Consider the following 23693-nt stretch of genomic DNA (forward strand, 5'->3'; position numbering starts at 1 on the left):
TGCTGGTCAGTCCATCAACTTGGGAATGGCCGGCACGGCCTGCTCGGGGCCCATGGCCGAGTAGCCGCCGTCCACCGCGTAGTCGGCGCCGGTCACGAAGCTCGCGTGGTCCGAGCACAGGAACAGCACCACCTGCGCCACCTCGTCGGGGTCGCCCACGCGGCCCAGCAGATGGAAAGGCGCGGCCACGCGGTCGGTCTTGGCGCGGTCGCCGTTGCTCAGGCGGTCCATGACGGCCGACCATGTCCAGCCCGGCGACACGCTGTTCACGCGGATGCGGTCGCCCGCCAGGTCCATGGCCATGTTGCGGGTGAGCTGCGCCATCGCGGCCTTGCTGACCGGGTACAGCCAGCGCCCGGTCTGCGCCACGCGCGACGAGATGCTCGTGAAATTGACCACCGCCCCTCCGCCCGCCGCCACCATGTGCGGATGCACCGCCTGCAGCATCGCCACCGCGCTGGCCACGTTCACGTTGAACGAGCTGAGCCAGTCGGCGCGCGGCGACTTGAAGCCGTCGTCCACGTAGGAGCACGCGAGGTTCACCAGAAAGTGCACGCCGCCGTGCCGCTGCGCCGCCTGGGCCACGCATGCCGCCACCTGTGCGTCGTCGGTGATGTCGGTGTGCGCGAAAAGCGCGCCGGCGCCCAGCGAATCGGCCAGCGCCTGCCCGTTGCCGGCGTCGATGTCCGCAATGGTCACCTTCACACCAGCGGCGTGCAGCGCGCGCACCACGCCGGCTCCTATCAATGTGGCACCGCCGGTGACGATGGCGCTCCTGCCTTCGAGTCCCTTGAACATGACGCTGGCTCTCCTGTTACGGTGGATCAACCGGGCCGGGCTGGCCCGTGGGGTCGTACGTTAGGAGGCCGGGGCGCGCGCACGCATCCCGCAAGCGCAGGCGCTGTCCCTGCCGCGCATGTTTTTTGAGGAGGGGCGATCCGAATTGTGGGCGGGGATGGTTTTTGCTACGGTGCCCCAGCCCCATGGAAACCGCCGCCACGACCCCACGGCTGCCGCTGCAGCGCTACCGACTGTTCGAAAGCCACGACATGGACGAGGCGCGTGAAAGCGTGGCCCGCGTGTTCTGCCCGCACGGCCTGACCATGCTGCGGCCGCGCACCGAACTGGACGCCTGCCACCACAGCGCGCGCCTGCACCGGGACGTGAGCCTCAACTATGTGCAGTACGGGCCGGGCGTGCAGATCGACCCGGGCTATCTGCAGGACTTCTTCCTGCTGCAGATTCCGCTGCGCGGCGGCGCGGACATCCGCTGCGGCGCGCAGCAGGTCGATGCCACGCCCAGCCTGGCATCGCTGCCGTCGCCGACCGAACAGCTCTCCATGCGCTGGGCCGACGACAGCCCGCACCTGATCGTGCGGCTGGCCCGCCCGGCGCTGCAGTCGCGGCTAGAGGCCCTGCTGCAGGCGCCGGTGCGCCAGGCGCTGGTGTTCGAGCTTGGCGTGCCGCTCGACAACCCCGCGCTGGCGCCGCTGGTGCATTTCATCGACTACCTGCGGCTCACGCTCGACGCGGGCAACTCGCTGCAGGCCGGCGGCAGCCGCCTGGCCGAGCATGCCGAGGCCTACCTGATGGCGAGCCTGTTGATGTCGGCGCGGCACAACCACTCGGGCGCGCTGGCCGGCGACGCGCAGCGCGGCCTGCTGCCGCGCGTGGTCCGCAAGGCGCAGGAGTTCATGGCGGCGCACGCCGAGCAGCCGGTGTCGCTGGCCGACGTGTGCCGCGAGGTCGGCTGCAGCGCACGCGCATTGCAGCTGGCGTTTCGCCAGCATGCGGGCCAGGGGCCGATGGAGTTCCTGCGCGAACTCAGGCTCGACCGGGTGCGGGCCGACCTGGTGGCGGCGGCGCAGCGCGACGACGGTGGCGGCGTGCGCGAGACGGCGGAGAGATACGGCTTTCTTCACCTCGGCCATTTCGCGGCGCAGTACCGCGCCCGCTTCGGCGAAAAGCCCTCCGAGACGCTAGCGCATAGGGCTTGCGCCGACAAAACCAAGATACTATGAGAATAGTTCTTATTTGATAAAAGGCGTCGAACCGGTTATTCGTTCGAGGCCCGCCGACCTGGCTCAAGACGCATCCGCGCGGCTCACCACCGCGCCACGCCGCCTCGACAGCATGACCGCTTCAAACGCTTCTCCTTCTCGCGTCGCCTGGCGCATCGCCGCCGGCATGCTCGGCGGCTACGCCTTCACCTGGGGCTTCATCGCGCTGGCCATCGGCCTGCTGTTCGCAGCCCGCATGGAATTCCACGACGCCGAGGCGCTGGGCTACATCGTGGGCTTCATCGTCTTCCTGGTCGCGTTCCTCTGGGCGTTCTCGGCGCACAGCCTGGCGCGCGTGTGGCTCGTGCTGGCCGGCGGCGGCGCGCTCATGGCCGGTGCCGCCTGGCTGGTGCAGCGCACGCTGCTCTGATCGTCGACGCGCACGCCCAAGGAGACCCAAGTCCGTGTTCCAGAATTTCCGCCTCTCCATGGCCTGGCTTCATACGTGGTTCGGCCTTGTGCTGGGCTTCGTGCTGATGGCCGTCTTCTTCTTCGGTTCGCTGTCGGTGTTCGACCGCGAGATCGACCGCTGGGCGATTCCCTCGACCCGCTTCGAGCCGCAGCCCATGCCGTCGTTCGACAGGATGCTGCTGCCCGTCTTCCAGGACATGAAGCCCAGCGCCCAGAGCATCGAGCAGGCCCGCAGCCGCGTGAGCGGCCCCATGGCCGACAGCTTTCCGGTGGTCAAGAGCTGGGGCGCCTACACCACGCACCGCGACCCGGTGCTCAGCCTGTTCTCCAGCTATGAGCTGCCCAATGCCAAGGACCCCGAAGACAGCGTTTTCGGCGACCGCACCATCGACCCGCGCAACGGCAGACTGCTGCCCGACGACCACCTGAAGATCGGCAGCCAGTTCTTCTACCCGCTGCACTACAGCCTGCACCTGGAGTGGAAGAACCTGGGCTACTTCATCGTTGGGTTCTCGGCGCTCGTCATGCTGGTGGCGCTGGTCAGCGGCGTGGTCATGCACCGCAAGATCTTCCGCGAGCTCTTCACCTTCCGCCCGCGCAAGCACACGCAGCGCAGCACGCTCGACCTGCACAACCTGACCGGCGTGGTGGCGCTGCCCTTCCATTTCATCTTCGCCTTCTCGGGGCTGGTGATCTTCGGCAGCATCTACTTTCCGATCACCGACACCCAGCTCAAGCCGCTGCACGACCTGCATGAAAAGCACGAGGCAATGGAAACCGGCCTGCCGCACGACCGCGCGGGCGTGCCCGGCACGCTGGCCTCGGTGGACGCCATGGTGGCCGAGGCCAAGCGCCGCTGGGCGGCCAAGGACATGGCCGGCGACGTCGGCTTCCTCAGCGTGCAGCACGTGGGCGACGCCAACAGCTACGTCAGCGTGTACCGCGCCGGCACCGACCGCATCGCGCTGACCGGCGAAGGCATCCACTTCAAGGCCTCGACAGGCGAGGTGCTGCGCGAAGACCCGCCGCTCACGCCCGTGGCCAGCGTCAACACCTTCCTTACCGGCCTGCACCTGCAGCACTTCCGACACTGGCTGCTGAGGTGGCTGTATGTGCTGGGCGGCCTGTCGGGCTGCGCGTGCATTGCCACCGGCTTCGTCTTCTTCGTGGAAAAGCGCAAGCGCCAGCATGCGAAGCAGGAGCGCGGCGGCGCGCGCTGGGTCGACGCCTTCGCGGTGACCACCGTGACCGGCATGCTCGTCGCCACGCTGGCCATGCTGATCGGCAACCGCCTGCTGCCCGACGACCTGCCGGCGCGCGGTGACTGGGAAAAGTACATCTTCTGCGGCGCATGGCTGCTCGCGTTCGCGCACGCCATCTGGCGCACCGCGCCTGTTGCCGAGGCGCGCATGGCGCCCGCCTGGGCAGAGCAGTGCTGGGCCGTCGCCGTGATGGCCGTGGCCGCGGTGCTGCTGAACTGGGTGACCACCGGAGACCACCTGCTGCGCACTCTTGGCCAGGGCTACTGGCCGGTGGCGGGCGCCGACCTGTTCATGCTCGCCAGCGCCGCGGTAGCGGTCATGGCCGCACGCAAGCTCGGCCGCCGCACCGGCGTGACCTCCGCTCCGGCGGCACCTCGCGCGGCCTCCGCCGGCGTGGAGGAGAGCGCCCGTGCCTGACGCCCTCCTCCTGCTGCTGGCCGTGCTGGCCAACATCGCCGGCCTCGGCTGGCTCGCACTGGCCATGGATGTTCATTGGGAACAGGCATTCGGCCCGGTGCCCGCGTCGCGTGGCACGGTGGTGCTGCTGCGCGTGCTTGGCGTGTCGGGGCTGGTCGCGTCGCTTCTGCTGTGCCTGGCAGTCGACCACGCCTCGATGGCTTCGCTGGTGTGGTTCATGACGCTGGCCGGCGCCGCGCTGGCCATCGCGTTCACCGCAGCCTGGAAGGCCCGCTGGCTGGCCTTGCTGGCGGCCTGGGTCCGTCCGGCCGCCTGACACGCCCTCCTCCACACACGGGGCCGAGCCAGTCCGCCGCCCCCGCCTGTCACGAAAAAGTATTCCCCGGTGGCGGGGGAAGCCGGCTTGGCCAACGACATAATGGCGGCCGCGCGCGGTAGCGGGCCGGTCCCGGCACTCATCCGGCGCACCTAGAGCAAGCTGAACAAGATTTCCAAGGCAGAAGCGATCTATGAGGCTTGGCCGCAAAGGCTGTTGGCGAATCGGCCGGTCGATCGCAAAGCTCTGGCTGGCGTTGCTGCTGCTGGCCATCCCGCCCTTTGCGCGCGCCGACGAACCGCCGCGGAACGATTACACCGCCGTTCACATCACCCGGGCGGAACTGCTGTCCGTGACGGGTACGGGCTATTCCCTCCCGCCCCAGCAGATCGAAGACACCACCTTGCCGAGCGCCGGCTGGAAGCCTGTCAACCTCCCATACACGGCCTTGCGTGAACTGGTGCCCACGGCGTCCAGCGGCATGCGGGCCGTCACCGACTGGTACCGCATCGACCTGTCGGGCCAGCCCCGGACGACGCAGCAACGCGTTCTCTACCTCCCGCGCTGGAAGACCCTGGGGCACATCGCGGTCTACGGCGACGGCGTGCTGCTCTACCAGTCGCACGGCAGCCCCGTCCACAACGGCTACAACCATCCGCTGCTGCTGCCGCTGAACGCGACCGCGAACACGCTGTCCCCGAAGTCCGTGCTGATCCGGGTCGACCGCCTGCGCAACAGCGGAAGCGGGTTCTCCACGGTGTGGGTGGGCGACGAGCATGCCCTGGCCTGGCGCTACCAGTCGCGCCAGATGCTGCAGGTGCAGTTGCCGTTCATGGGCAGCGCGGCGTTCCTGGCGGTCGGCGCGTTCGCATTCGCGGTGTGGCTGGGCAAGCGGCGCGAATCGCTCTACCTGCTGTTCTTCGCCATCTCGGCCGTGGCGTTCCTGCGCATGCTGCATTACTACGTGGGCGGCAGCTACCTGCCGATTTCGGACGAATGGTTCGAATGGGTGACCGTGGCCAGCCTGCTGTGGCTGATCGTCCTCATCCACCTGTTCCTGCAGCGCCTGCACCAGCAGCCCTCGGCCTGGCTGACCCGGCTGGCGCTGGGCCTGACGCTGGCCTGCAATGTCGCGACGCTGCCGCATGTGTCGACGTCTATCGTCAGCCTCTACCTGTTCACGCCGCTGCTCAACCTGGCGGTACTGCCGGTGGCGGTGCTGATCTTTGCGGTGAACCTGCGCAAGGCCCTGCGGGCGCAACTGCCGGAAGGGCGGCTGGTGGCGGGCTGGACGGTCTTCGCCGTCGTGTTCACCTCCTACGACGGGCTCCTGCAGAACAACCTGGTCAGCCCGGAGAGCGTGTACACCTCGCCCTACGCCGTCATCGGCCTGTTCTTCGTCTTCTCGTTCATCATGTTCCAGCGCTACACCGGCGCGTTCGCCGAAGTGGGCCGGCTGAACACCGAACTGGTCCTGCGGCTGCGGGCACGCGAAGCCGAACTGGAGCAAAGCTACCAGCGCCTGCGCGTCATAGAGAACCAGCAGATGCTCAACGCCGAACGGCGGCGCCTGATGCAGGACATGCACGACGGCCTGGGCTCGTCGCTGATCAGCGCCATCCGCTCGGTCGAGCGAGGCACCATGAACGAGGCCGAGATCTCCAGCGTGCTCAAGAGCTGCATGGAAGACCTGAAGCTGGTCATCGACTCCATGGAAAGCGTGGACGCCGACCTGCTGCTGCTGCTGGCGACCCTGCGCTTTCGCCTGGCGCCGCGCATCGAGGGAGCGGGCGTCGCGCTGCGCTGGGAGGTACAGCCCGTGCCCGTGCTGGCTTGGCTGGACCCGAACAGCGCACTGCACATCCTGCGCATCGTGCAGGAATGCGTGGCCAACGTACTGCGCCATACGCGGGCCTCGACGATCTGCTTCAGCACCGAGACGACCGAAGACGGCGTGTGCGTGGTGATCGAGGACAACGGCGAGGGCTTCGCCGTGGAAGAGGCCCTGCGCCGGCACGGCCGCGGCTTGCGCAACCAGCAGCAGCGTGCGCAGGCCATCGGCGCCAGGGTGAGCTGGGAATCCGGCAGCGCCGGCACCCGGTTCACGCTCTGGCTGCCTCTTCACCGCGACGCCGACACCATGAAGGCGCCGGATCCGGTTTGAGCTCCGTCAGAGGCCGGCGGCGATCTGCTCGCGCAGCCACCTGTGCGCGGGATCGCGGTGCCGGCGCTCGTGCCAGAGCATCGCCATCTCGTAGCCGGGCACCTCCAGCGGCGCCTCCACGACACGCAACCCGGCCGCGCCGCGCGCCAGCCGCTCGGGCAGCATCGCGACCATGTCGGTGCGGGCCAACACCGACACCATGAAAAGAAAGTGCGGCACCGAAAGCGCCACGCGCCGCGTCAGGCCCTTTTCGGCCAGCGCCTCGTCCGTCGGCCCGGCAAAGCCGCCGCCGCCGGGCGACACCACCACATGCTCCAGCGCGCAGAACTGCGCGAGCGACGGCCGCCGTTTCAGGCGTGGATGCCCTTCCCGCCCGGCCAGCACATAGCGCTCGTGGAACAGCACGCGCCGGTGCAGCCCGGGCTGCGCGCCCACACTGGTGTGAAAGAACAGGTCGACCTCCGCATGCTCCAGTTGCCGCGCCATGCGCGAGGGCACCGCCTCCACCACGGCCAGCCGCGTGTGCGGCGCCGCGGCACGCAGCCCGGCCAGCGCCGGCAGCAGGATGGCCGACTCGGCATAGTCGGCAGCGGCCACGCGCCAGGTGGTCGTTGCCTCGGTGGGGTCGAAGGGGCGCGTGGGCGCCACCGCGCGGCCCAGCGATTCGAGCGCCTCGCGCAGAGGCTCGCGCAGTTCGTCGGCGCGCGCGGTGGGCCGCATGCCGCGCTGCGCGGGCACAAGCAGCGGGTCGCCGAAGGCTTCGCGCAGCTTGGCGAGTTGCACGCTCACGGAGGGCTGCGACAGGTTCAGCCGCTCGGCCGCGCGCGTGACGTTGCGTTCGGCCAGCAGCGTGTCGAGCGTGACCAGCAGGTTGAGGTCGAGCCGGCTGAAATTGTTCATGGCAATTCCTGGAATTCAAACTATTCATTTCCAATATATCGCCAGGAAACCTAACCTGCGGGCATCTTCATTCGAACCTCCGCGAAACATGAACATCCTGCTGGTACTCGCCCACCCCGAAGCCGCTTCGCTCAACGGCTCGCTCCATCGCTTCATGCTCGAGCACCTGACGGCCATCGGCCATTCCGTGCAGGTATCCGACCTGTACGCCATGCGCTGGAAGCCCGCGCTCGATGCCGACGACTTCCCCGCGCGCGACACCGCCGCGCGCTTCGACCCCGTGCTCGACTCGCTCCATGCGTTCGAGACTGGCACGCAAACCGTTGACATCGCCGGCGAACAGGAAAAACTGCTGTGGGCGGACGCCGTGATCCTGCAGTTCCCGCTTTGGTGGTACTCGATGCCCGCCATCCTCAAGGGCTGGGTCGAGCGCATCTATGCCTATGGCTTTGCCTACGGACTCGGCGAACACTCGGACACGCACTGGGGTGACCGCTTCGGCGAAGGCGTGATGGCCGGCAAGCGCGCGATGCTGGTGGTGACGACCGGCGGCTGGGCATCGCACTACGCGCCGCGAGGCATCAACGGGCCCATGGACGACCTGCTGTTTCCCATCCAGCACGGCATCATGTACTACCCGGGCTTCGACGTGATGCCGCCGTACGTGGTGCATCGCACGAACAAGATCGACGATGCAGCCTACGCACGCATCACCGGGGAACTGGGTCGGCAACTCGACACGCTCTTCACTGCCGAGCCGATCCCGTTCCGCCCACAGAACGCCGGCGACTACGAGATTCCCGCCCTCACCCTGCGCGAGGACATCGCGCCGGGCAAGACAGGCTTTTCAGTGCACACCGCTTAAGGCAGCACCGGGTTGGCGACCGCGTTGGCAATTGCCGCGTCGGCATCCACGCGCAGCATGAACCGCCTGGCCACGAGATCGTTGGCGGCCGTGGTCACTGCCGCCACGTAGCCTGCCTGGTCCACATAGCGCTCCTGCAGCGACGGGCGCGGGTCGCTCCCGCGCAGCGCCGCCGTCTTGGCGAATGCGAAGTAGGAGCCGAACAGGCCCGCCTGGTCGATGCGCCCGGGCTGATTCGTGTAGTTCCAGCCGGTGTTGGTGCCCAGCGGCACGGCCACGTCGATGCTGCGGATGCCCGCGATGTCGTTGCCGTCGGCATCGACCTGCGGCACCAGGATCGCGTAGTCGCGCCCCAGGTAGGCCGGCGGCACCTGGGTGGCAATGCCGCTCTCGTCCTGCGGCCGGTAGCCGGGGCCCCAGTCGAGCAGCGAGTAGGTGTTGACCAGTCCCGTGTAGCTCACCCCGGGAATGGCCGGGAACGCGACCCGCGCCGGGCGCACCAGCGTGCCGTCGGCGATCCTGGGCACCTGGTTGTCGGGCGGCGTGGTGCCCTTGACGACCCAGTCCTCCAGGTTCTGGTACAGCGCACGCACGACCGGGATCACGCCCGTGTTGGCATTGGTCGCATACAGCGCCCCGGCGCCCGCGCCCGGCACCGACGCGAGGCCCAGCAGGTGGTGCGAGCTGGCGTAGTAGTAGATGCGCGCGTTGCCGGGCTGCACCAGGTCGGCCGTGCCCCAGGCGTCGGTCAGCAGCGGCGAACCCTGCAGCGTCCAGAACTCGGTGCCGCTGAAGCCGATGAAGAGCTTGGGACAGGTGCCGCTCGCCTCGCAGCGCGACAGGATGCCGCCGCGCCGCTGGGCCACGTCGTCCACATAGTCCTTCGACAGGCCGCGCGTGCCGCCCTGGCCGAAGGCCGTGTGGTCGGCGCGCACGCCACCGCCGCCGCCGGGCACGGAGAAGCGCATGTTGATGTTCGTCTGCCGCGCCGCGATCTGCGCGAACACGCCGTCGAACACCTTGGCGCCCGAGCGGTCCTCGTTGAAGCCGAGGTGCACGAAGGTCTTCATGAAGTTGCCGCACTGCGAGACGCCCGAGGCAATCGTGTTCCTGATCGCGGCCGCCACCGGGTTGGCGGTGCCCGCCGCGTCGGAGGCGTCCCGATGGAAGAAGCTGATCATGTCGCGCAGCGCCGCAAGGCCGAGGCCCATCACCTTCGGGTCTTTCGCGACGTAGACCAACTCATACAGATAGGCCGGGTCCCACTTGTCCCTGAGGCACACGCTGGTCTCGTCGGGCGTGCCGGGGAACGGCGTGGCGGCACCGCACTTCGCAAACTTCCAGTCGCTCGCCGGAATGAGCTGGCGCGCGTCGCCCTCGTTGATGCGGCGCGTGAGCACATAGCCGGGCTTGGTGTTGTCCAGGCTGGCCGTGGCATACGCCTGCATCGCCGCGTTGAAGGGGCCGCCCGGCAGCGGCAGCGAATCGTTGGTGGCGGCGGTGGGCAGCAGCTCGGCGCGGTAAGTGCCGGTGATGCTGCTGCCGTCGGCGTTCTTCGCCACGGGCACCTTGAGCGTGAGCTTGCCCGGCGCCGCCGGCACGTCGCCCTGCCATGCGGCCGTGAGGAACACGTAGCCGCGCGAGGCGAAGTACGGGTCGAGGTTGACGATGTTGCCGCGGTTGGGCGCGTCGTAGCGCAGCACGCCGCTGGCCTTGCTCATGTCCTTGGGCTTGAAGAGCACGAAGTCGGAGCTGTACTCGACCTTGCCGTTGGCGTTCAGCGGCGCGAGCGACAGGTCCTGGATGATGGCGTTGCGCGCGTCCTTGGGGTCGACCTCGCCGGTAAATGTGCCCGTGATCTTCTCGTAGGCGCCGACGCTGCCGAAAGTGCCGGGCACGTCTTCCGTGGCGGTGATGGCGAGCTTGTATTTGGGTGCGGCAGCCGCCGCGGCGGGAGGGGCAGGCGTGGTCGTGGCGGGCGGCGGCAGCAACAGCAGGCTGCCTCCTCCCCCGCCGCCGCTTCCGCCGCATGCGCTCAGAAAAAGGGCGGCCGAAGCCACCGTGGCAGCCTTGAGGCTCCAGCGTTTCATAGTCTTGTCTCCTGTTGTGTGTCTTGTGTCGTCGCGGCGCCGATCCCCGCTACGGCGCGCGGGCTACTCGGCCTCGATGCCGGCGGCCTTCACGATGCGGCCCCACTTCTGCGATTCGGCCGCCTGGAACTTGGCAAGCTCCTCTGGCGAGGTGGTGAACACTTCGGTGCCGGTGGGTTCGTAGAACGCAGCCTTCGCCGCCTCGCTCTTCGCGGCCTTCACCAGCAGTTCGTTGAGCCGCTTGACCACGGCCGGCGGCGTCTTCGCCGGCGCATAGGCGGCGAACCAGTAGCCCATCTCGTAGCCCTTCACGCCGGCTTCGGAAATGGTGGGCACGTCGGGCGCGAGCGGCGAGCGCGCGGAGCTGGAGATGCCCAGCGCGCGCAGCTTTCCGGCCTTGACCTGCGGCAGGCCGGTGGCGGTGTCGGTGATCATCATGTTGATCTGGCTGCCCAGCAGGTCGGTCACCGCGAGCGTGTTGCTCTTGTAGGGCACGTGCAGCAGCTTGATGTCGGCCATCTGCTGCAGCAGCTCGCCGGCCATGCGGCTCGACGAACTGCCGCTGCCGAAGCTGTACTTGCCCGGCTCCTTCTTCGCGAGCGCGATGAACTCGGCCACGCTCTTCGCCGGGAACGAGGGGTTCACCACCATGATCTGCCCGCCCTTGCCCAAGGCGGCGACGGGTGCGAAGTCTTTCACCGGGTCGTAGGGCAGCTTCTTGAACAGGTGTTCGTTGGCGGCATGCGTGGTGTTGGTGGTGATCAGCACCGTGTAGCCATCGGCAGGCGCCTTCGCCACGTTCTGCGACGCGATGAAGCCGCTGGCGCCGGCCTTGTTGTCGATGATGACGGCCTGCTTGGTCTCCGTCGCGATCTGGTTGCCGAGCGCGCGCGCGATCTGGTCGGTGGCCGTGCCGGCCGCGAAGGGCACCACGAAGGTGATGGCTTTCTCCGGGAAGGCCTGTGCATGGCCCAGCAGCGGCGCGAGCGCCAGCGCGGTGGTCAGCACGGTCAGGGGAAATCGTTTCATTGTTTTGTCTCCGAAATTGGAAGGGGCAGTGGAAAAGGTGGAAGCCGGCGCTACGGCCCGGCCAGCAAAGGCACGAGCGGGCGCGGCACGCGAACGGGCATGTCGAGCAGCAGGAAGGAAAGCGCCTTGCCGTGCGCATCGAGATTCAGCGCATCGTTGACGCCGCCGTCGAGCACCGCGTCGAGCACGAAGTTCATCGCATGCAGTTTCGGCAGCAGGAAGCGCTGCACCTGCGACGGTGCGCGGTGGCGGAACTGCGCGGCCACGCGCTCGGGCGTGAGTTGCTCGGCCAGCAGCGGATACAGCCCGGCGTGCCAGGCGATGACGCTGATGTTGGAGCGGTCGCCCTTGTCGCCGGTGCGGCCGTGGGCCGCGCGGTAGAGAGGCACCTCGATGGTGTCTTCAGGAATATTGCTCATGCCAGTTCCTCCGCGGCCAGCAGCTCGAAGCGCACCGGCACCGCCTCGCGCGACAGCAGGCACGACAGCGTGTTGAGCCGCGGCGTGAGCGCGGTGCGCACGCCGCCGCCGCCGGCCGGACCGCAGGTGTAGAGCGCGGTCACCTCGCGGCCGAGCCGTTCGGCCTGGGCACGGTCGGCATGGGTGGCCGCGACGCGCAGGCGCACGTCGCGCACGCCGCTGTCGGGCGTGTCCGCCAGTGCGCGGCCCGCGTCGTCGCCCAGGATGCTCAGCGCGCCGATCAGGTCGACGCGCAGTGCAAGGCCGTCGAGCCGCTTCTTCAGCACCTCGGCCGCGAGCCGCGCGCGCGCTTCGGCGCGAGGGCCGGCGTAGGAAATCTCGCCCTCGGCCAGCCAGCCGCCTTCATGGCAGACGTTGACCTTGTAGTTGCGCGGCCGCTCGTGCCCGCGCACGCCGCGCAGCTCGACGCGTTCGGCGCCGGGCAGTGCGCGCACCTCGGCGTCGGCGATGTCGGCGACCACGTCGGGCGTCAGGTAGGCGGCGGGGTCGTGCACTTCGTAGAGCAGTTGCTCCTTCACCGTGGCTTCGGTCACGAGGCCGCCGGTGCCGTCGGCCTTGCCGATGACGCAGCCGCCGTCGGCGTCGATCTCCGCGATGGGAAAGCCGACCGACTCGAGCTCCGGCACGTCCTTGTAGCCGGGGTCGGCAAAGTAGCCGCCGCACACCTGCGCGCCGCATTCGAGCAGATGTCCGGCCATGGTGGCGCGGCCCAGCCGGTCCCAGTCGTCGGCGCGCCAGCCGAAATGCGACATGGCCGGCCCCACGGTGAGCGACGGGTCGGCCACCCGGCCGCACACCACGATCTGCGCGCCCGCGTCTAGCGCGGCGGCAATCGGCTCGGCGCCGATGTAGGCATTGGCACTGACCACGCGCAGCCCTTCCATTCGCGCGCCGAGCGCTTCGCGCAGCACCGCGCGATGCCCGACGCCCGAGAGGTCGTCGCCCTCCACCACCGCGATGCGCGGGGCGCTGGCGCCCAGTTCGCGCGCCATGCGGGCGATGTGCCGGGCGGCGGCGCGCGGGTTGGCGGCACCGAAGTTGCTCACGATGCGGATGCCGTGCGCCAGGCAGCGCGCCAGCACCGGCCGCAGCATGTCGTCGAGCAGCGGTTCGTAGCCGGCATCGGGGTTGGCGCGGCGGCGCAGTTGCGCAAGAGCCAGCGTGCGCTCGGCCAGCGTCTCGAAGATGAGGAACGCGCGCCGCCCCGCGGGGCCTTGCGCGAGACGCGCGATCAGCGTGTCGACCACCGGGCCGGCGGCGTCGGTGCGGTCACCCGAGAAGCCGGCCGCGCATCCGATCAACAGCGTGGGCGTTGCAGCAATGGAAGTCATCGAGCCGCACTGTAGGCAGCCCGCCATCATCCGTAAAATCGAAAATACGGATCGATTGATCTGCTTTTCAAATAACGTATACGGCCACCGGAACCCCGAGCCATGAAAAAGACGCCAGACCTCTCCACGCGGCAGCTGCGCGCCTTTCTCGCGCTGGCCGAGCACCGCAACTTCACGCGCGCCGCGCAGACCAGCCACCTGTCGCAGCCGGCCTTCAGCGCGCTGATCCGCACGCTCGAAGACGCCGTCGGCACGCGCCTGTTCGACCGCGACACGCGCAGCGTGCAGCTCACGCCCGAGGGGCTGCTGTTCGAAGGCTCGGCGCGCAGGCTGCTCGACGACATGGGCAACGCGATGGTCGACCTGGCCGACCACGTGGAGCGCCGCAAGGGCCGCGTGCGCGTGGCCGCCCTGCCCTCGCTCGCGGCCGGCTGGCTGCCCGCGGTGTTCGCGGAATTCATGCAGGCCTGGCCCGGCATCCGCGTCGACCTTGACGATGCGCTGTCCGACGCCTGCATCGCGCTGGTGCGCGGCGGCCAGGCCGACTTCGCGCTCGCCGCCTCGGGCGCGGAGGCCGCGGCGGGCAGCGACCTGCGCGCGCGCAAGCTGTGCAGCGACCGCTTTCACCTGGTGTGCCGCGCCGACCATCCACTGGCGCGCGAGCCGCGCCTCACGGTCAAGAAAATCGCGCCGCATCCGTTCGTCCAGATGGCGCGCAACAGCAGCGTGCGCCAGGCGCTCGACGCCGCGCTGCATCCGCAGCGGCTGAACGCGGTGTTCGAGGTCGAGCACCTGGCCACCGTGATGGGGCTGGTCGAGGCGGGCCTGGGCATCAGCGTGGTGCCGGCGCTCACGCTGTTCCACTTCCAGCGCGAAACGCTGGTGACCCGCCCGCTGCCCCTGCCCGCGCTCACGCGCACGCTGTACCTGGTGCAGCGGCGCGAAGGCAGCCTGTCGGTCGCGGCGCAGACGCTATACGACCTGATCGTCGCGCGGCTCGGCTCGTTGCGGCTGGACTGAGGCCAGCGCGGGCACCGCGTGCCCGGCCATGCCGAAAAGCTATATCTCCCAGTGCGATCACGATATTGCTGCAGGTCGGCTCCTCGGGAATAGTGCGGCGCAGCGGTGAAAGAGGCCGCGCCCATACCAAAGGAGACCTATGAGAGATTCCCGTCGCAGCTTCGTCGGCCTGATGCTGGCCCTGGCTGCCGCCGCCGGCGCGCCGTATGCGCTGGCCGCCCCCCTGTCTTCCCGGCCGATCCGACTGGTGGTGCCCTTCGGTGCCGGCGGCGTGGCCGACCTGGTCGCGCGCAGCGTGGCGCAGAAGATGTCCGAATCGATGGGCCAGAGCATCGTGATCGACAACAAGCCCGGCGCCGGTGGCGTGGTGGCTTCCGACACCGTTGCCAAGGCCGCACCGGACGGCCATACCTTGCTGCTCATGTCCAACGGCAACGCGGTGAGCGCGGGCCTGTTCAAGTCGCTGCCCTACGACACGGTGAAAGACTTCGCGCCTGTCTCCACGCTCGGCTACTTCGACATGGCGGTGCTCGCGCAGGGCAACGGCAAGTTCAAGACCTTCGCCGACCTGGTGGCCTATGCGAAGGCCAATCCGGGCCGGCTGAACATCGGCACCATCAACGTCGGCAGCACGCAGAACCTGGCCGGCGAGCTGCTCAAGACCTCGCTGGGCATCGACGCGCAGGTCGTGCCTTTCAACGGCACGCCGGCCGTGACCACGGCACTGCGCGGTGGGCAGATCGACGTGGCGGTGGAAATCCTCTCGCCGGTGCTCTCGCAGATCGAGGCGAAGGCGCTGCGCGCGCTGGCGGTGATGGGCGACAAGCGCGCCCCCAACCTGCCCGATGTGCCGACCGTGGCCGAGAGCGGTACGCCGGGCTTCCAGGTCGCCTCGTGGAATGCGCTGGCCGCGCCCGCCAATACGCCACCCGACGTGATCGCCCGCCTGAACCGCGAAGCACGCGCGGCGCTGGACTCGCCCGAGGTAAGGAAGCGGCTGCAGGCCCTGGGCGTAGAGCCGCGCGGCAGCACGCCGCAGGAACAGGCGCACCTGCTCGACAGCGAGATCCGGCGCTGGTCGGCCGTGATCCAGCACGCCGGCATTCCCAAGCAATGAGAAAAAACGGCAAGGACACCATCTTGAAGACCATCGCCCCACCCCACCCCGATCCGAGCCGACCGGCGTTCACCCTGCCTGCCGGCGCCTGCGACGCGCATTGCCATGTGTTCGGCCCCGGCGACGTGTTTCCGTATTCGGACAACCGCCGCTACACACCGCCAGACGCGCCTGCCGCCAAGCTGCGCGCGCTGCACGAACTGCTGGGCATCGACCGCGTGGTGCTCGTGCAGGCCAGCGTGCACGGCCACGACAACCGCGCCATGCTCGACGCCATCGCCCAGTCGCCCGACTGTTACCGTGGCGTGGCCATGGTGGGCGCGGGCGTCAGCGACGCGGAGCTTGGCGCACTGCACAGGGCCGGCGTGCGCTCCGTGCGCTTCAACTTCGTGCAGCACCTGGGCGGCGCGCCCGACCTGCCCACGGTGCTGCGCATGGCCGAGCGCATCCGTCCGCTCGGCTGGCACCTGATGCTTCACCTGGACGCGGAAGACCTCGTCACTTACCGCGCGTTCCTCGACACGCTGCCGGTGCCCTTCGTCATCGACCACATGGGCCGCACGATGGTCGAGCACGGCCTCGGTCAGCAGGCCTGCGACATGATGCTCGACCTGATGCGCGACGAGCGAGCCTGGGTCAAGGTGAGCGGCGCCGAGCGCATCTCGCAGAGCCTTTCGGCGCAGGGCCAGCCCTACGCTGATGCAGTGCCCTTCGCCCGCCGCCTGATCGAGGCCGCGCCCGACCGCGTGCTGTGGGGCACCGACTGGCCGCACCCCAACGTGCGCGAGATGCCCGACGACGGCAAGCTGGTCGACCTGCTGCCGCTGTTCTGCGACGACACGGCACAGCTTCGCAGGCTGCTGGTCGACAACCCGACCCGCTTGTACTGGTACGACTGAGCGCGTCCGCGCGCCGCTCCCCCGACAGCCCCCCACAGCCCCCCCACAGCCCTGTTTTCACGCCACGGCACCGCCAAGGCGTGCGGACGGGCTCGCCTGCGCCCGCGTTTTCTCGCGGGCTACGAATTCACAACGAGGAGACAACATGAGACGACTTCCCCGCCTTCCGGCACTTTCCGGGCGCGTTGCCCTGCGCGCGCTTCCCGCGCTGGCGCTCTGCACCGCCGCACACCCCACCTGGTCCCAGGCGGGAGCCTCCGCCGAGAGCGTCCAGATCTACGGGCTGGTCGATGCGTTCGTCGGTTCCATGCAGCGCAGCGACGAGAAGGGACGCACCAAGGTGCTGGGCAGCGGCGGCATGACCACGGCCTACTGGGGCGTGCGCGGCGCGGAAAGCCTGGGCAACGGGCTGCAGGCGCAGTTCGCGCTGGAGAGCTTCTTCCAGACCGACACGGGCACCTTCGGGCGCAACAGCACCGACCCCTATTTCTCTCGCAACGCCTGGGTGGGGCTGTCCGGCGGCTTCGGGCAGGTGTCGCTCGGCCGGCAGACCAACCCGATGTTCGCTGCCAGCGGCGCCTTCAATCCCTTCGGCGTGTCGCTGCAGTTCTCGCCCGTCATGCTGCATACATGGCAGCCCACGTACAACCGCGCCGTGCTCGGCGACAGCGTGTGGGACAACGTGGTGCAGTACAGCTCACCCACCTTCGCGGGCCTGCGCGCCAACCTGCTCTACGGCATGGGCGAGGTGACGAACCGCGACAGCGTTCGCAACCTGAACCTGACCCTCAACTACGCAGCCGGCCCGTTCGCGGCGGTGCTGTCGATGCAGCAGGCCAGGACGGGGCCGGGCTTCACCACGGCCATCGGCCGGCAGGACGCAGCGATGATCGGCGCCTCTTACGACTTCAAGGCGGTGCAGTTGTACGGCCAGTTGCTGCGCACCCGAACGCCCGACATCCGCGTCGACACCGACACCGCTCAGCTGGGTGCGGCGGTGCCGGTGGGCGCGGGCCGCTTCATGGCCTCGGTGGCGCGCACCGAGCGCAAGGTGACGAACGGCGCCGAGACGCATCGCACCACCTGGGCCGCCGGCTACGACCACTTCCTGTCGAAGCGGACCGACCTGTACGCGGTCTACATGCGCGACCGGCTGACGGACTTCCGCGGCAGCGGCAGCGTGGGGTTCGGTATGCGTCACCGCTTCTGACTGGCACCGGTCATTGCACCGGCACCCAGGTGCTGCTGGACGAGTTCGCGCAGCAACTCTCCCATGGCACGCTGCGTGCGCGTGACGGGCCGCTGCGAGCTGGCCGCCAGCGCCAGCCGGCTGCGCAGGCCGGGCTCGGCGATGGGCCGTATCGCATAGCGCTGCGAGCGCTCGGCAATGGCCACCGCATTGCGCGACAGCACTGCATGGCCCGCGCCATCGGCCACCAGCGCGAGGATCGCCGGCACGCCGTCGATCTCCAGCGCAATGCTCGGCCGCCGCCCGATGGCGGCCAGTTCCGCCTCGACCAGCATGCGGATCGCGTTGGGCCGGGTCGGAATCACCAACGGCTGGTCGGCCAGTTGATGCAACGCGAGCGGCACGCCGCGCCGCGCGCGCCCGGCGCCCTTGGTGGCGCTGACCAGGAACAGGTCTTCCTCCAGCACCGTCTCGCTGTCTACATCGGGCGAAGGCTGCGGGTTGTAGAGCAGCGCGATGTCGAGCCGGCCGGTGAGCAGCGACTCCTGCATCGCGGTCGAAAGGCTTTCGGTGATCGAGAGTGCCGCATCGGGCAGCCTCTCGCGCACGGCCCGCACCAACGGAACCGTCAGCACCCCGGCCACGCTGGGCGGCAGCCCGACCGCCACCCGCCCCGCCAGCGCGCCGCGCATGCGTCCCATGTCTTCCTTCGCGCGCTCCACCTGGTGCAGGATGCCGCGGCCATGCTCCAGCAGCCGCTTGCCGGCATCGGTGGGTACCACGCCGCGGCCGTTGCGCACCAGCAGGTTTTGCCGCAGTTCGACTTCAAGCTGGCGCACCTGGCGGCTCAGCGCGGGCTGGGCGATGTCGATCACCGTCGATGCCCGGGTGAAGCTGCCGAGCTCGGCCACGCGAATGAAGTACTCCAGCTGTTTCAGGTCCATGACCTGAGGTTATCGGCATAGCGCCGGGCGAGCTATGCGTGTTTGTTCTATCCGGTGCTGGCTCCGCTGAGGCCGGCCTTGCCTGGGGAGTCGACGCTGCCACTGGCGACGTCGATGGCGCTCTTGCCCGCCGCCTCCGCCATTGCGGCCAATGCCGTCGGATTGGGCGTGGGCTCGCCGATCTTGCGCAGCAGGTTGCGGTCGGTATGGCTGAAGGGCTCGGCCTGGCCGCGCACGCTCAGCACGGTTTCCTGCTCGTACGACCAGCTGCGGTCGTCGTGGATGGTCACCGCGATGCTATAGCGCAGCGTCTTGAATGCATGCTCCAGGAACGGGTTGGCGAGGATGCCGTTGGTCTCTCCGCCGCGCACCGCCTCCAGCCTGAAACTGCGGTCGCCGGCCTTCGCCTGGCCGGTGGCCATGGCCGTCAACCCGCGCGGGATCGACAGCGTCTGCACCAGCGCGCCCGTGGCGGGCTCCCAGAGCCAGTAGCCGACTTGGTCGTGGAAGGTTTCGACGTCGTCGGGCTTGACGATGCGCAGGTGATAGCGCAGCCCGTAGAAGATCTGCGGGCCGTTGGTCTGCGCGTCGATGGGCTGGAATTCCGCATGCTCGATGAACGCTTCGGCTTCGGGGCCTTCGGGCTTCGGGCTGACGTCGTGGCCGGAAGTGCCGATCCACAGGCCCGCGAGGCCGGTCAGCGGGCCGAGGTTGGCAAGCGTATGCGGATCGGGCTCCGGTTCGGTATAGATGTCTTCGGGAAATTCAGGGGAGTCCGGGAGCTCGGCCATTTTTTTCTTCCTGGAGTTTTGCGGGAGTGTGGACGACAAGCAGGTCACTGATCAAGACGGATGCCGACCTTGGCGATGATCGCACCCCACTTGCGCGCCTCGCTGTCGATGAAGGCCTTGAATTCCTCGGGCGAACCGCCGCCCGCCACCAGCCCCTGGTTGGCCAGCAGTTCGCGCACCGCCGGCTCGCGCAGCACGGCGTTGACGTCCGCGTTGATGCGCTGCACCACCTCGGGCGGCGTGCCGGCGGCGGTGAAGAAGCCGTTCCAGGCCAGCGATTCGAAGCCTGCGTAGCCCGCCTCGGCCACCGTCGGCAAGTCTTTCATGAGTTCCGAGCGGGTGGCGCTGGTCACCGCGATGAGCTTCACCCGATGGCCCTGGATCAGCGGCAGCAACGCAGGCGCCACCGTGAACAGCGCCTGCGTGTCGCCCGCGGCAAGCGACAGGCCTGCGGGCGGCGAGCCCGAGTACGGCACGTGCACCGCCTCCATCTTCGTCACGCTGCGCAGCAGCTCCATCGTGAGGTGCGACGAACTGCCCGCGCCCACGGACGCATAACTGAACTTCGAGCCCTGCTTCCTGGCCCAGTCGACGAATTCGGGCAGCGTGTTCGCCGGGTTGCTCTCCTGCACGGCCAGCACATTGGGCTGCGAGGTCGTGAGCACGATGGGCACCAAGTCGCGGGACGGCGCATAGGGCATGCGCCGGTACATGTAGGGTCCGAATGCGATCGGGCCGTTGAAGCCGATGCCCAGCGTGTAGCCGTCGTGCGGCGCCTTGGCTACCGTGTCCATGCCGATCAGGCCGCCGGCGCCGGCCTTGGTCTCGATCACCACGGGCTGCTTCCAGATCACGCGCAGGCGGTCGGCCAGCGTGCGCGCGATCACGTCGAGCGAGCTGCCGGCCGGCGCGGGAACGATCACGCGAACGGGTCTGGACGGCCACTCCTGTGCACTTGCGCCGGCGGCCAGCAGGCCGGCGAGCAGGAAGATGGCGAGCCTGTTGTTCTTCACTTGGGTCTTTCGCTGGTCGGGGGGTGGGGCAGCGCGAAGTTTTATCACCGTTCGACAGGAAGGCCTGACGCAGGCATTACAAACCGAAGCACTACAAATCGATCCGAAAGGCTTCCACAGCACCTCCGAACGGCATCCCTGTCTTTAACCACTTCGCGAACGTGCTGATTTCCGGGGGGCTTCAAACCGCCCCGACATCGCGGCAAGATGCGCATCCGCCGATTCTTGCGTCACCCGACCAACTGAAGGAGCCCCCTCATGTTCGCCACGCCCGAACGCACCATCAAGACCCCCGGCCCCGATCACCCGATCACCATCGCGCGCAATCCGCTTCGCGTGGTGGTGTCGGTGGACGGCCGCGTCATTGCCGACACGCGCGAAGCGCTGACGCTGCGCGAAGCGCATTTCGGAACCGTGCACTACATACCGCGCAAGGACGTGAAGATGTCCCTGCTGGAACGCACCTCGCACGCAACCTACTGCCCGTACAAGGGCGAGTGCAACTACTACAGCATTCCCGCCGGCGGCGAGCGCTCGGTGAATGCGGTGTGGACCTACGAGTCGCCCTACGAGCCGGTCGCCCAGATCAAGGACCACGTGGCCTTCTATCCCGACCGCGTCGGCCCCATCGAGGAGCGGGTGGCCTGACGACAACACCCGGCCCCCCTCTTCCGGCGCCCGCAGGCGCCCGAACCGACACGTGGAGAATGGCAGCGGCAACCATCCTCCACGTCCATGAACATCAGACTCGCACTCTACGAACTGGCCCGCATCCATCGGCTGCCGTCGGCTCGCATGCACGCGCTGTTCGCGCTGGCTGAACTCGACGCGCAACCGACGCAACTGCAGCAGCGCTTCTGGCGCGTCGTCGCACTGCTCGCCGCGGGACTCGGCGGCTTCGGCATCGTGATGTGGGTGGCGGCCAACTGGGGGTCGCTGGGCCGCGCCGGGCAGTTCGCATTGCTGCAAGGCTGGGTGCTGCTGACGGCGCTGGCCGCATGGCGCAGCGCGACGCTTCGCACACCGATGGGCCTGCTGTGCCTGCTGGGCACGGGCGCGCTGTTCGCCTACTACGGCCAGACCTACCAGACCGGTGCCGATGCCTGGCAGCTGTTCGCGCTGTGGGCCGTTCTCAGCCTGCCGCTGTGCCTTGGCGTGCGCAGCGACGTGCTGTGGTTTCCTTGGGCGATGGTGGCCTGCAGCGCGATCGGCCTCTGGACCTATGCGCACACGGGCCACCGCTGGCGCTTCGACGACAGCGACCTGCCGATCCACCTGGTCGGCTGGGGCATGGGCGTGCTGCTCATCACCGTGCTGAGCCCGTGGGCACGGCATTGGGTCGGCGAAACGCACTGGTCGCAACGGCTGGCGATGCTGGCGCTGGCCGTGAACGTGACGCTGACCTCGCTTGCAGGCCTTCTCTGGCGCAGCGAGGTTTCGCCCCACTACTTTCTGGGCCTGGCGCTGATGTGCGGTGCCGGCGGCATGCTGATGCAGCGGCAATGGTTCGACATCGTCGGGCTGAGCGCCGCCGTGCTCTGCGTCGACACCCTGCTGGTCGCCGGCCTGGCTCGCATCCTGTTCGACGGCGGCGGCATCGACACCATGGGCCGGTTGCTGCTCATCGGGCTTGTGGCCGCGGGATTGCTGGCCGTGTCCGTGGCCGTGGTGATGCGCAGACAAAGCACCGTATTGGCGGCATCGCGGCCGCAAGGAGCGACCGCATGATCGCCCCGTCCGAGATCATCCGGCGCGCCGCGGCCCAGGGCCTGCTGCCGCAAGACGCGCAATGGCCGCGCGAGGATTCCCGCCCCGGGGCGGTGCTGCTGCTGACTTCGTTGGGAGCCTGGCTCGCCGTGCTGCCGCTGCTGGGCGCGATCGGCCTGGCATTCGGCGATGCGCTGCTGCGCGAAGGACCGGCACTGTACGTATCGGGACTCGGCCTGCTGGCCGTGAGCGTCGTCATCCTGCGCCAGGGCGGACTGGCGCTGTTCATCGAACAGCTCTGCCTGCCGGCCGTGGTGCTGGGCCTGTGCTGCCTGGGATGGGCGCTGTTTCGCGACCTGTCGGTTTCCGTCGCCGCGCTGGGCATGTGCGCTGCCAGCGTCGTGCTGGCATCGCTCGCGCCGCTGCACTGGCTGCGCAGCCTGCTGGGCATGATGCTGGGCGTGTTCCTCACCGTCGCCGTCATGGGATGGTCGAGCGGCGAAGACGCCTTCGATCACCTGTTCTGGTCCGGCCGCTTCCGCTGGACGTGGTGGCTTCAGGCGCACATCGGCCTGGCCGCATGGCTCGCGGTGCTCTGGCTGCTGCCGCGGTTGCCCGGCGCCCGCACCGGCAGCCTGCTGGAGAGCCTGGCCGAAGGCTGGTGCGCGCAGCTGTTGCTGATGCTGGTGCTGCTGTCGGGCACCACGTTCATGCTCGGTGGTGTAGTTGCGGGCAGCAGCGCAGGAAGCGAAATGGGCCAGGCCGGCAGCGGTTTCGACCTGCTCGGCAGCACGCGGAACATGGTGTCGGTGCTGTGTGCCCTGAGTGCGGCCGCGCTGTTGGCCAGTCGCTGGCCGGCACTGCGGCAAATGCCGCTGGCGGGCCTGGGCGTGGCACTGCTGCTGGCGGTCTTGTGCGCCTTCATGCCCAATCTCGGGGCGACTTGCCTTTGCACCGCGGCATTGGCGGTGACGCAACGCTGGCGGCTCGCTGCCCTTGGCTGCGCGGCCGCGCTCTGGATCGTGGGCAGCTTCTACTACCTGCTCGCGTGGTCGCTGGCGGACAAGGCGCTGCTGCTGGTGCTGATCGGTGCCGCGCTGGGCGCACTGGCCTGGCTGGCAACGCGCGCCATGTCGCATTCGGCCGGCGCCGAGAGCGTTGCGCAGAACGCCGGCAGCTGGTGGAAGAACAGGCGGCTCGCCGGCATCGCGCTGGCAGGCGTCGCCACGCTGGCGGTGGCGAACTTCGCCATCTTCGAGAAGGAAAACATCATTCGCGACGGCCGTCCCGTGTTCGTTCGACTGGCGCCTGTCGACCCGCGCTCGCTGATGCAGGGCGACTACATGCGGCTGAACTTCGCATTGCCCGATCGAATGGACCGGGACGACCATCCTTGCGGTGGCCGGCGGCCGACCGTGCTGGTGCGCCCCGATCCGGCGCTGCCGTCGGCCTATACGCTGCATCTGCCATCGGCCCTGGAGCCGCGGCGGAGCGACGACATCGAAGTACCGCTCAGTGCCAAGGACGGGAGCTGGGTCTTCGTCACCGACGCATGGTTCTTCAAGGAAGGCGACGCGCAGAAGTTCGAAGGTGCGCGTTACGGCGAATTCCGCATCCTGCCCAATGGTTCGGCCCTGCTGGTGGGCATGGCTGACGATCGATTGCGGCCGATCCGGTAGCGCGCACGGC

General features: G+C 68.7%; 22 protein-coding genes. 13 read left to right on the plus strand and 9 right to left on the minus strand.

The genetic code is table 11. The features are described 5' to 3' along the window. Nucleotides 1-6 precede the first annotated feature (6 nt). Nucleotides 7-798 carry an SDR family oxidoreductase gene (locus QRN67_RS05845; RefSeq protein ID WP_285411038.1) on the minus strand — a complete coding sequence of 264 codons (792 nt, stop codon included), beginning with the start codon at nt 796-798 and terminating at the stop codon, nt 7-9. Nucleotides 799-983: 185 nt separating this feature from the next. Here QRN67_RS05845 and QRN67_RS05850 point away from each other — a divergent pair, with 185 nt between their 5' ends. From QRN67_RS05850 to QRN67_RS05870, 5 genes are all read left to right on the plus strand, one after another. Then, nucleotides 984-2021 (plus strand): AraC family transcriptional regulator, encoded by a 1038-nt coding sequence (locus QRN67_RS05850; protein ID WP_285411039.1) that lies wholly within the window; start codon nt 984-986, stop codon nt 2019-2021. Between the two features lie 112 nt (nt 2022-2133). After that, entirely contained in the window at nt 2134-2430 is a 297-nt protein-coding gene (locus QRN67_RS05855) for an iron uptake protein (RefSeq protein WP_285411041.1), read from the plus strand. A gap of 34 nt (nt 2431-2464) precedes the next feature. Next, the gene (locus QRN67_RS05860; protein WP_106934193.1) at nt 2465-4150 is read left to right on the plus strand and encodes a PepSY-associated TM helix domain-containing protein; all 1686 of its coding nucleotides are present in this window, start codon (nt 2465-2467) and stop codon (nt 4148-4150) included. Next, nucleotides 4143-4466 carry a DUF3325 domain-containing protein gene (locus QRN67_RS05865; RefSeq protein WP_081269023.1) on the plus strand — a complete coding sequence of 108 codons (324 nt, stop codon included), beginning with the start codon at nt 4143-4145 and terminating at the stop codon, nt 4464-4466. Before QRN67_RS05860 ends, QRN67_RS05865 begins: the two co-directional genes overlap by 8 nt. A 193-nt stretch (nt 4467-4659) precedes the next feature. Next, nucleotides 4660-6630 (plus strand): sensor histidine kinase, encoded by a 1971-nt coding sequence (locus tag QRN67_RS05870; protein ID WP_285411043.1) that lies wholly within the window; start codon nt 4660-4662, stop codon nt 6628-6630. 6 nt (nt 6631-6636) lie between these two features. Here QRN67_RS05870 and QRN67_RS05875 read toward each other — a convergent pair whose 3' ends face one another. Continuing rightward, nucleotides 6637-7530, minus strand: a complete 894-nt coding sequence (locus QRN67_RS05875; RefSeq protein ID WP_285411044.1) for a LysR family transcriptional regulator — start codon at nt 7528-7530, stop codon at nt 6637-6639. A gap of 88 nt (nt 7531-7618) precedes the next feature. On the opposite strand from QRN67_RS05875, the gene QRN67_RS05880 reads away from it, so the two are divergent. Further along, nucleotides 7619-8395, plus strand: coding sequence for an NAD(P)H-dependent oxidoreductase (locus QRN67_RS05880; RefSeq protein WP_285411045.1), 777 nt, complete (start codon nt 7619-7621; stop codon nt 8393-8395). Here QRN67_RS05880 and QRN67_RS05885 read toward each other — a convergent pair. The 4 genes from QRN67_RS05885 to QRN67_RS05900 all read right to left on the minus strand — a co-directional run bounded on the left by QRN67_RS05885 (nt 8392) and on the right by QRN67_RS05900 (nt 13324). After that, on the minus strand, nt 8392-10485 hold the full coding sequence (locus QRN67_RS05885; RefSeq protein ID WP_285411046.1) for an alpha/beta hydrolase domain-containing protein: 2094 nt from the start codon (nt 10483-10485) through the stop codon (nt 8392-8394). The two genes, QRN67_RS05880 and QRN67_RS05885, sit on opposite strands and share 4 nt — an antisense overlap. A 63-nt stretch (nt 10486-10548) precedes the next feature. After that, nucleotides 10549-11514, minus strand: coding sequence for a Bug family tripartite tricarboxylate transporter substrate binding protein (locus tag QRN67_RS05890; protein WP_285411047.1), 966 nt, complete (start codon nt 11512-11514; stop codon nt 10549-10551). 50 nt (nt 11515-11564) lie between these two features. Continuing rightward, on the minus strand, nt 11565-11933 hold the full coding sequence (locus tag QRN67_RS05895; protein WP_081269029.1) for an AtuA-related protein: 369 nt from the start codon (nt 11931-11933) through the stop codon (nt 11565-11567). After that, nucleotides 11930-13324, minus strand: coding sequence for an acyclic terpene utilization AtuA family protein (locus QRN67_RS05900; protein ID WP_285411048.1), 1395 nt, complete (start codon nt 13322-13324; stop codon nt 11930-11932). Before QRN67_RS05900 ends, QRN67_RS05895 begins: the two co-directional genes overlap by 4 nt. 102 nt (nt 13325-13426) lie before the next feature. Between QRN67_RS05900 and QRN67_RS05905 the strand changes: the two genes are divergently transcribed. The 4 genes from QRN67_RS05905 to QRN67_RS05920 all read left to right on the plus strand — a co-directional run bounded on the left by QRN67_RS05905 (nt 13427) and on the right by QRN67_RS05920 (nt 17570). Next, entirely contained in the window at nt 13427-14344 is a 918-nt protein-coding gene (locus QRN67_RS05905) for a LysR family transcriptional regulator (RefSeq protein WP_285411049.1), read from the plus strand. Between the two features lie 139 nt (nt 14345-14483). Further along, the gene (locus QRN67_RS05910) at nt 14484-15461 is read left to right on the plus strand and encodes a tripartite tricarboxylate transporter substrate binding protein (protein ID WP_503010871.1); all 978 of its coding nucleotides are present in this window, start codon (nt 14484-14486) and stop codon (nt 15459-15461) included. A gap of 23 nt (nt 15462-15484) precedes the next feature. Next, entirely contained in the window at nt 15485-16360 is an 876-nt protein-coding gene (locus tag QRN67_RS05915; protein ID WP_285411050.1) for an amidohydrolase family protein, read from the plus strand. A gap of 145 nt (nt 16361-16505) precedes the next feature. After that, a complete protein-coding gene (locus tag QRN67_RS05920; protein WP_285411051.1) occupies nt 16506-17570 on the plus strand; it encodes a porin in 1065 nt (354 codons plus the stop codon). Here the strand turns inward: QRN67_RS05920 and QRN67_RS05925 are convergent. From QRN67_RS05925 to QRN67_RS05935, 3 genes are read right to left on the minus strand one after another with little or no spacing between them, the layout of a single operon-like run. Further along, entirely contained in the window at nt 17558-18493 is a 936-nt protein-coding gene (locus tag QRN67_RS05925) for a LysR substrate-binding domain-containing protein (protein WP_285411052.1), read from the minus strand. The two genes, QRN67_RS05920 and QRN67_RS05925, sit on opposite strands and share 13 nt — an antisense overlap. A gap of 47 nt (nt 18494-18540) precedes the next feature. After that, entirely contained in the window at nt 18541-19284 is a 744-nt protein-coding gene (locus QRN67_RS05930) for an FABP family protein (RefSeq protein WP_285411053.1), read from the minus strand. A gap of 44 nt (nt 19285-19328) precedes the next feature. Then, a complete protein-coding gene (locus QRN67_RS05935) occupies nt 19329-20297 on the minus strand; it encodes a Bug family tripartite tricarboxylate transporter substrate binding protein (RefSeq protein WP_285411054.1) in 969 nt (322 codons plus the stop codon). A 258-nt stretch (nt 20298-20555) separates the two neighbouring features. Here QRN67_RS05935 and QRN67_RS05940 point away from each other — a divergent pair, with 258 nt between their 5' ends. From QRN67_RS05940 to QRN67_RS05950, 3 genes are all read left to right on the plus strand, one after another. Continuing rightward, a complete protein-coding gene (locus tag QRN67_RS05940) occupies nt 20556-20945 on the plus strand; it encodes a DUF427 domain-containing protein (RefSeq protein WP_081269034.1) in 390 nt (129 codons plus the stop codon). An 87-nt stretch (nt 20946-21032) separates the two neighbouring features. Next, nucleotides 21033-22025 (plus strand): DUF2157 domain-containing protein, encoded by a 993-nt coding sequence (locus QRN67_RS05945; protein WP_285411055.1) that lies wholly within the window; start codon nt 21033-21035, stop codon nt 22023-22025. Further along, complete coding sequence (locus QRN67_RS05950; RefSeq protein ID WP_285411056.1) at nt 22022-23683, plus strand: GDYXXLXY domain-containing protein; 1662 nt, start codon at nt 22022-22024, stop codon at nt 23681-23683. Before QRN67_RS05945 ends, QRN67_RS05950 begins: the two co-directional genes overlap by 4 nt. Nucleotides 23684-23693 lie beyond the last annotated feature (10 nt).

This window comes from Variovorax sp. efr-133-TYG-130, from assembly GCF_030208835.1.
GTDB lineage: Bacteria > Pseudomonadota > Gammaproteobacteria > Burkholderiales > Burkholderiaceae_C > Variovorax.

Excerpts from the sequence above, each read along its gene's own strand:
- QRN67_RS05850 (WP_285411039.1), top strand. The coding sequence starts at position 984 with ATGGAAACCGCCGCCACGACCCCACGGCTGCCGCTGCAGCGCTACCGA.
- QRN67_RS05890 (WP_285411047.1), bottom strand. The coding sequence starts at position 11,514 with ATGAAACGATTTCCCCTGACCGTGCTGACCACCGCGCTGGCGCTCGCG.
- QRN67_RS05900 (WP_285411048.1), bottom strand. The coding sequence starts at position 13,324 with ATGACTTCCATTGCTGCAACGCCCACGCTGTTGATCGGATGCGCGGCC.
- QRN67_RS05895 (WP_081269029.1), bottom strand. The coding sequence starts at position 11,933 with ATGAGCAATATTCCTGAAGACACCATCGAGGTGCCTCTCTACCGCGCG.
- QRN67_RS05905 (WP_285411049.1), top strand. The coding sequence starts at position 13,427 with ATGAAAAAGACGCCAGACCTCTCCACGCGGCAGCTGCGCGCCTTTCTC.
- QRN67_RS05950 (WP_285411056.1), top strand. The coding sequence starts at position 22,022 with ATGATCGCCCCGTCCGAGATCATCCGGCGCGCCGCGGCCCAGGGCCTG.
- QRN67_RS05885 (WP_285411046.1), bottom strand. The coding sequence starts at position 10,485 with ATGAAACGCTGGAGCCTCAAGGCTGCCACGGTGGCTTCGGCCGCCCTT.
- QRN67_RS05870 (WP_285411043.1), top strand. The coding sequence starts at position 4,660 with ATGAGGCTTGGCCGCAAAGGCTGTTGGCGAATCGGCCGGTCGATCGCA.
- QRN67_RS05875 (WP_285411044.1), bottom strand. The coding sequence starts at position 7,530 with ATGAACAATTTCAGCCGGCTCGACCTCAACCTGCTGGTCACGCTCGAC.
- QRN67_RS05940 (WP_081269034.1), top strand. The coding sequence starts at position 20,556 with ATGTTCGCCACGCCCGAACGCACCATCAAGACCCCCGGCCCCGATCAC.
- QRN67_RS05930 (WP_285411053.1), bottom strand. The coding sequence starts at position 19,284 with ATGGCCGAGCTCCCGGACTCCCCTGAATTTCCCGAAGACATCTATACC.
- QRN67_RS05945 (WP_285411055.1), top strand. The coding sequence starts at position 21,033 with ATGAACATCAGACTCGCACTCTACGAACTGGCCCGCATCCATCGGCTG.
- QRN67_RS05855 (WP_285411041.1), top strand. The coding sequence starts at position 2,134 with ATGACCGCTTCAAACGCTTCTCCTTCTCGCGTCGCCTGGCGCATCGCC.
- QRN67_RS05845 (WP_285411038.1), bottom strand. The coding sequence starts at position 798 with ATGTTCAAGGGACTCGAAGGCAGGAGCGCCATCGTCACCGGCGGTGCC.
- QRN67_RS05910 (WP_503010871.1), top strand. The coding sequence starts at position 14,484 with ATGAGAGATTCCCGTCGCAGCTTCGTCGGCCTGATGCTGGCCCTGGCT.
- QRN67_RS05880 (WP_285411045.1), top strand. The coding sequence starts at position 7,619 with ATGAACATCCTGCTGGTACTCGCCCACCCCGAAGCCGCTTCGCTCAAC.
- QRN67_RS05920 (WP_285411051.1), top strand. The coding sequence starts at position 16,506 with ATGAGACGACTTCCCCGCCTTCCGGCACTTTCCGGGCGCGTTGCCCTG.
- QRN67_RS05925 (WP_285411052.1), bottom strand. The coding sequence starts at position 18,493 with ATGGACCTGAAACAGCTGGAGTACTTCATTCGCGTGGCCGAGCTCGGC.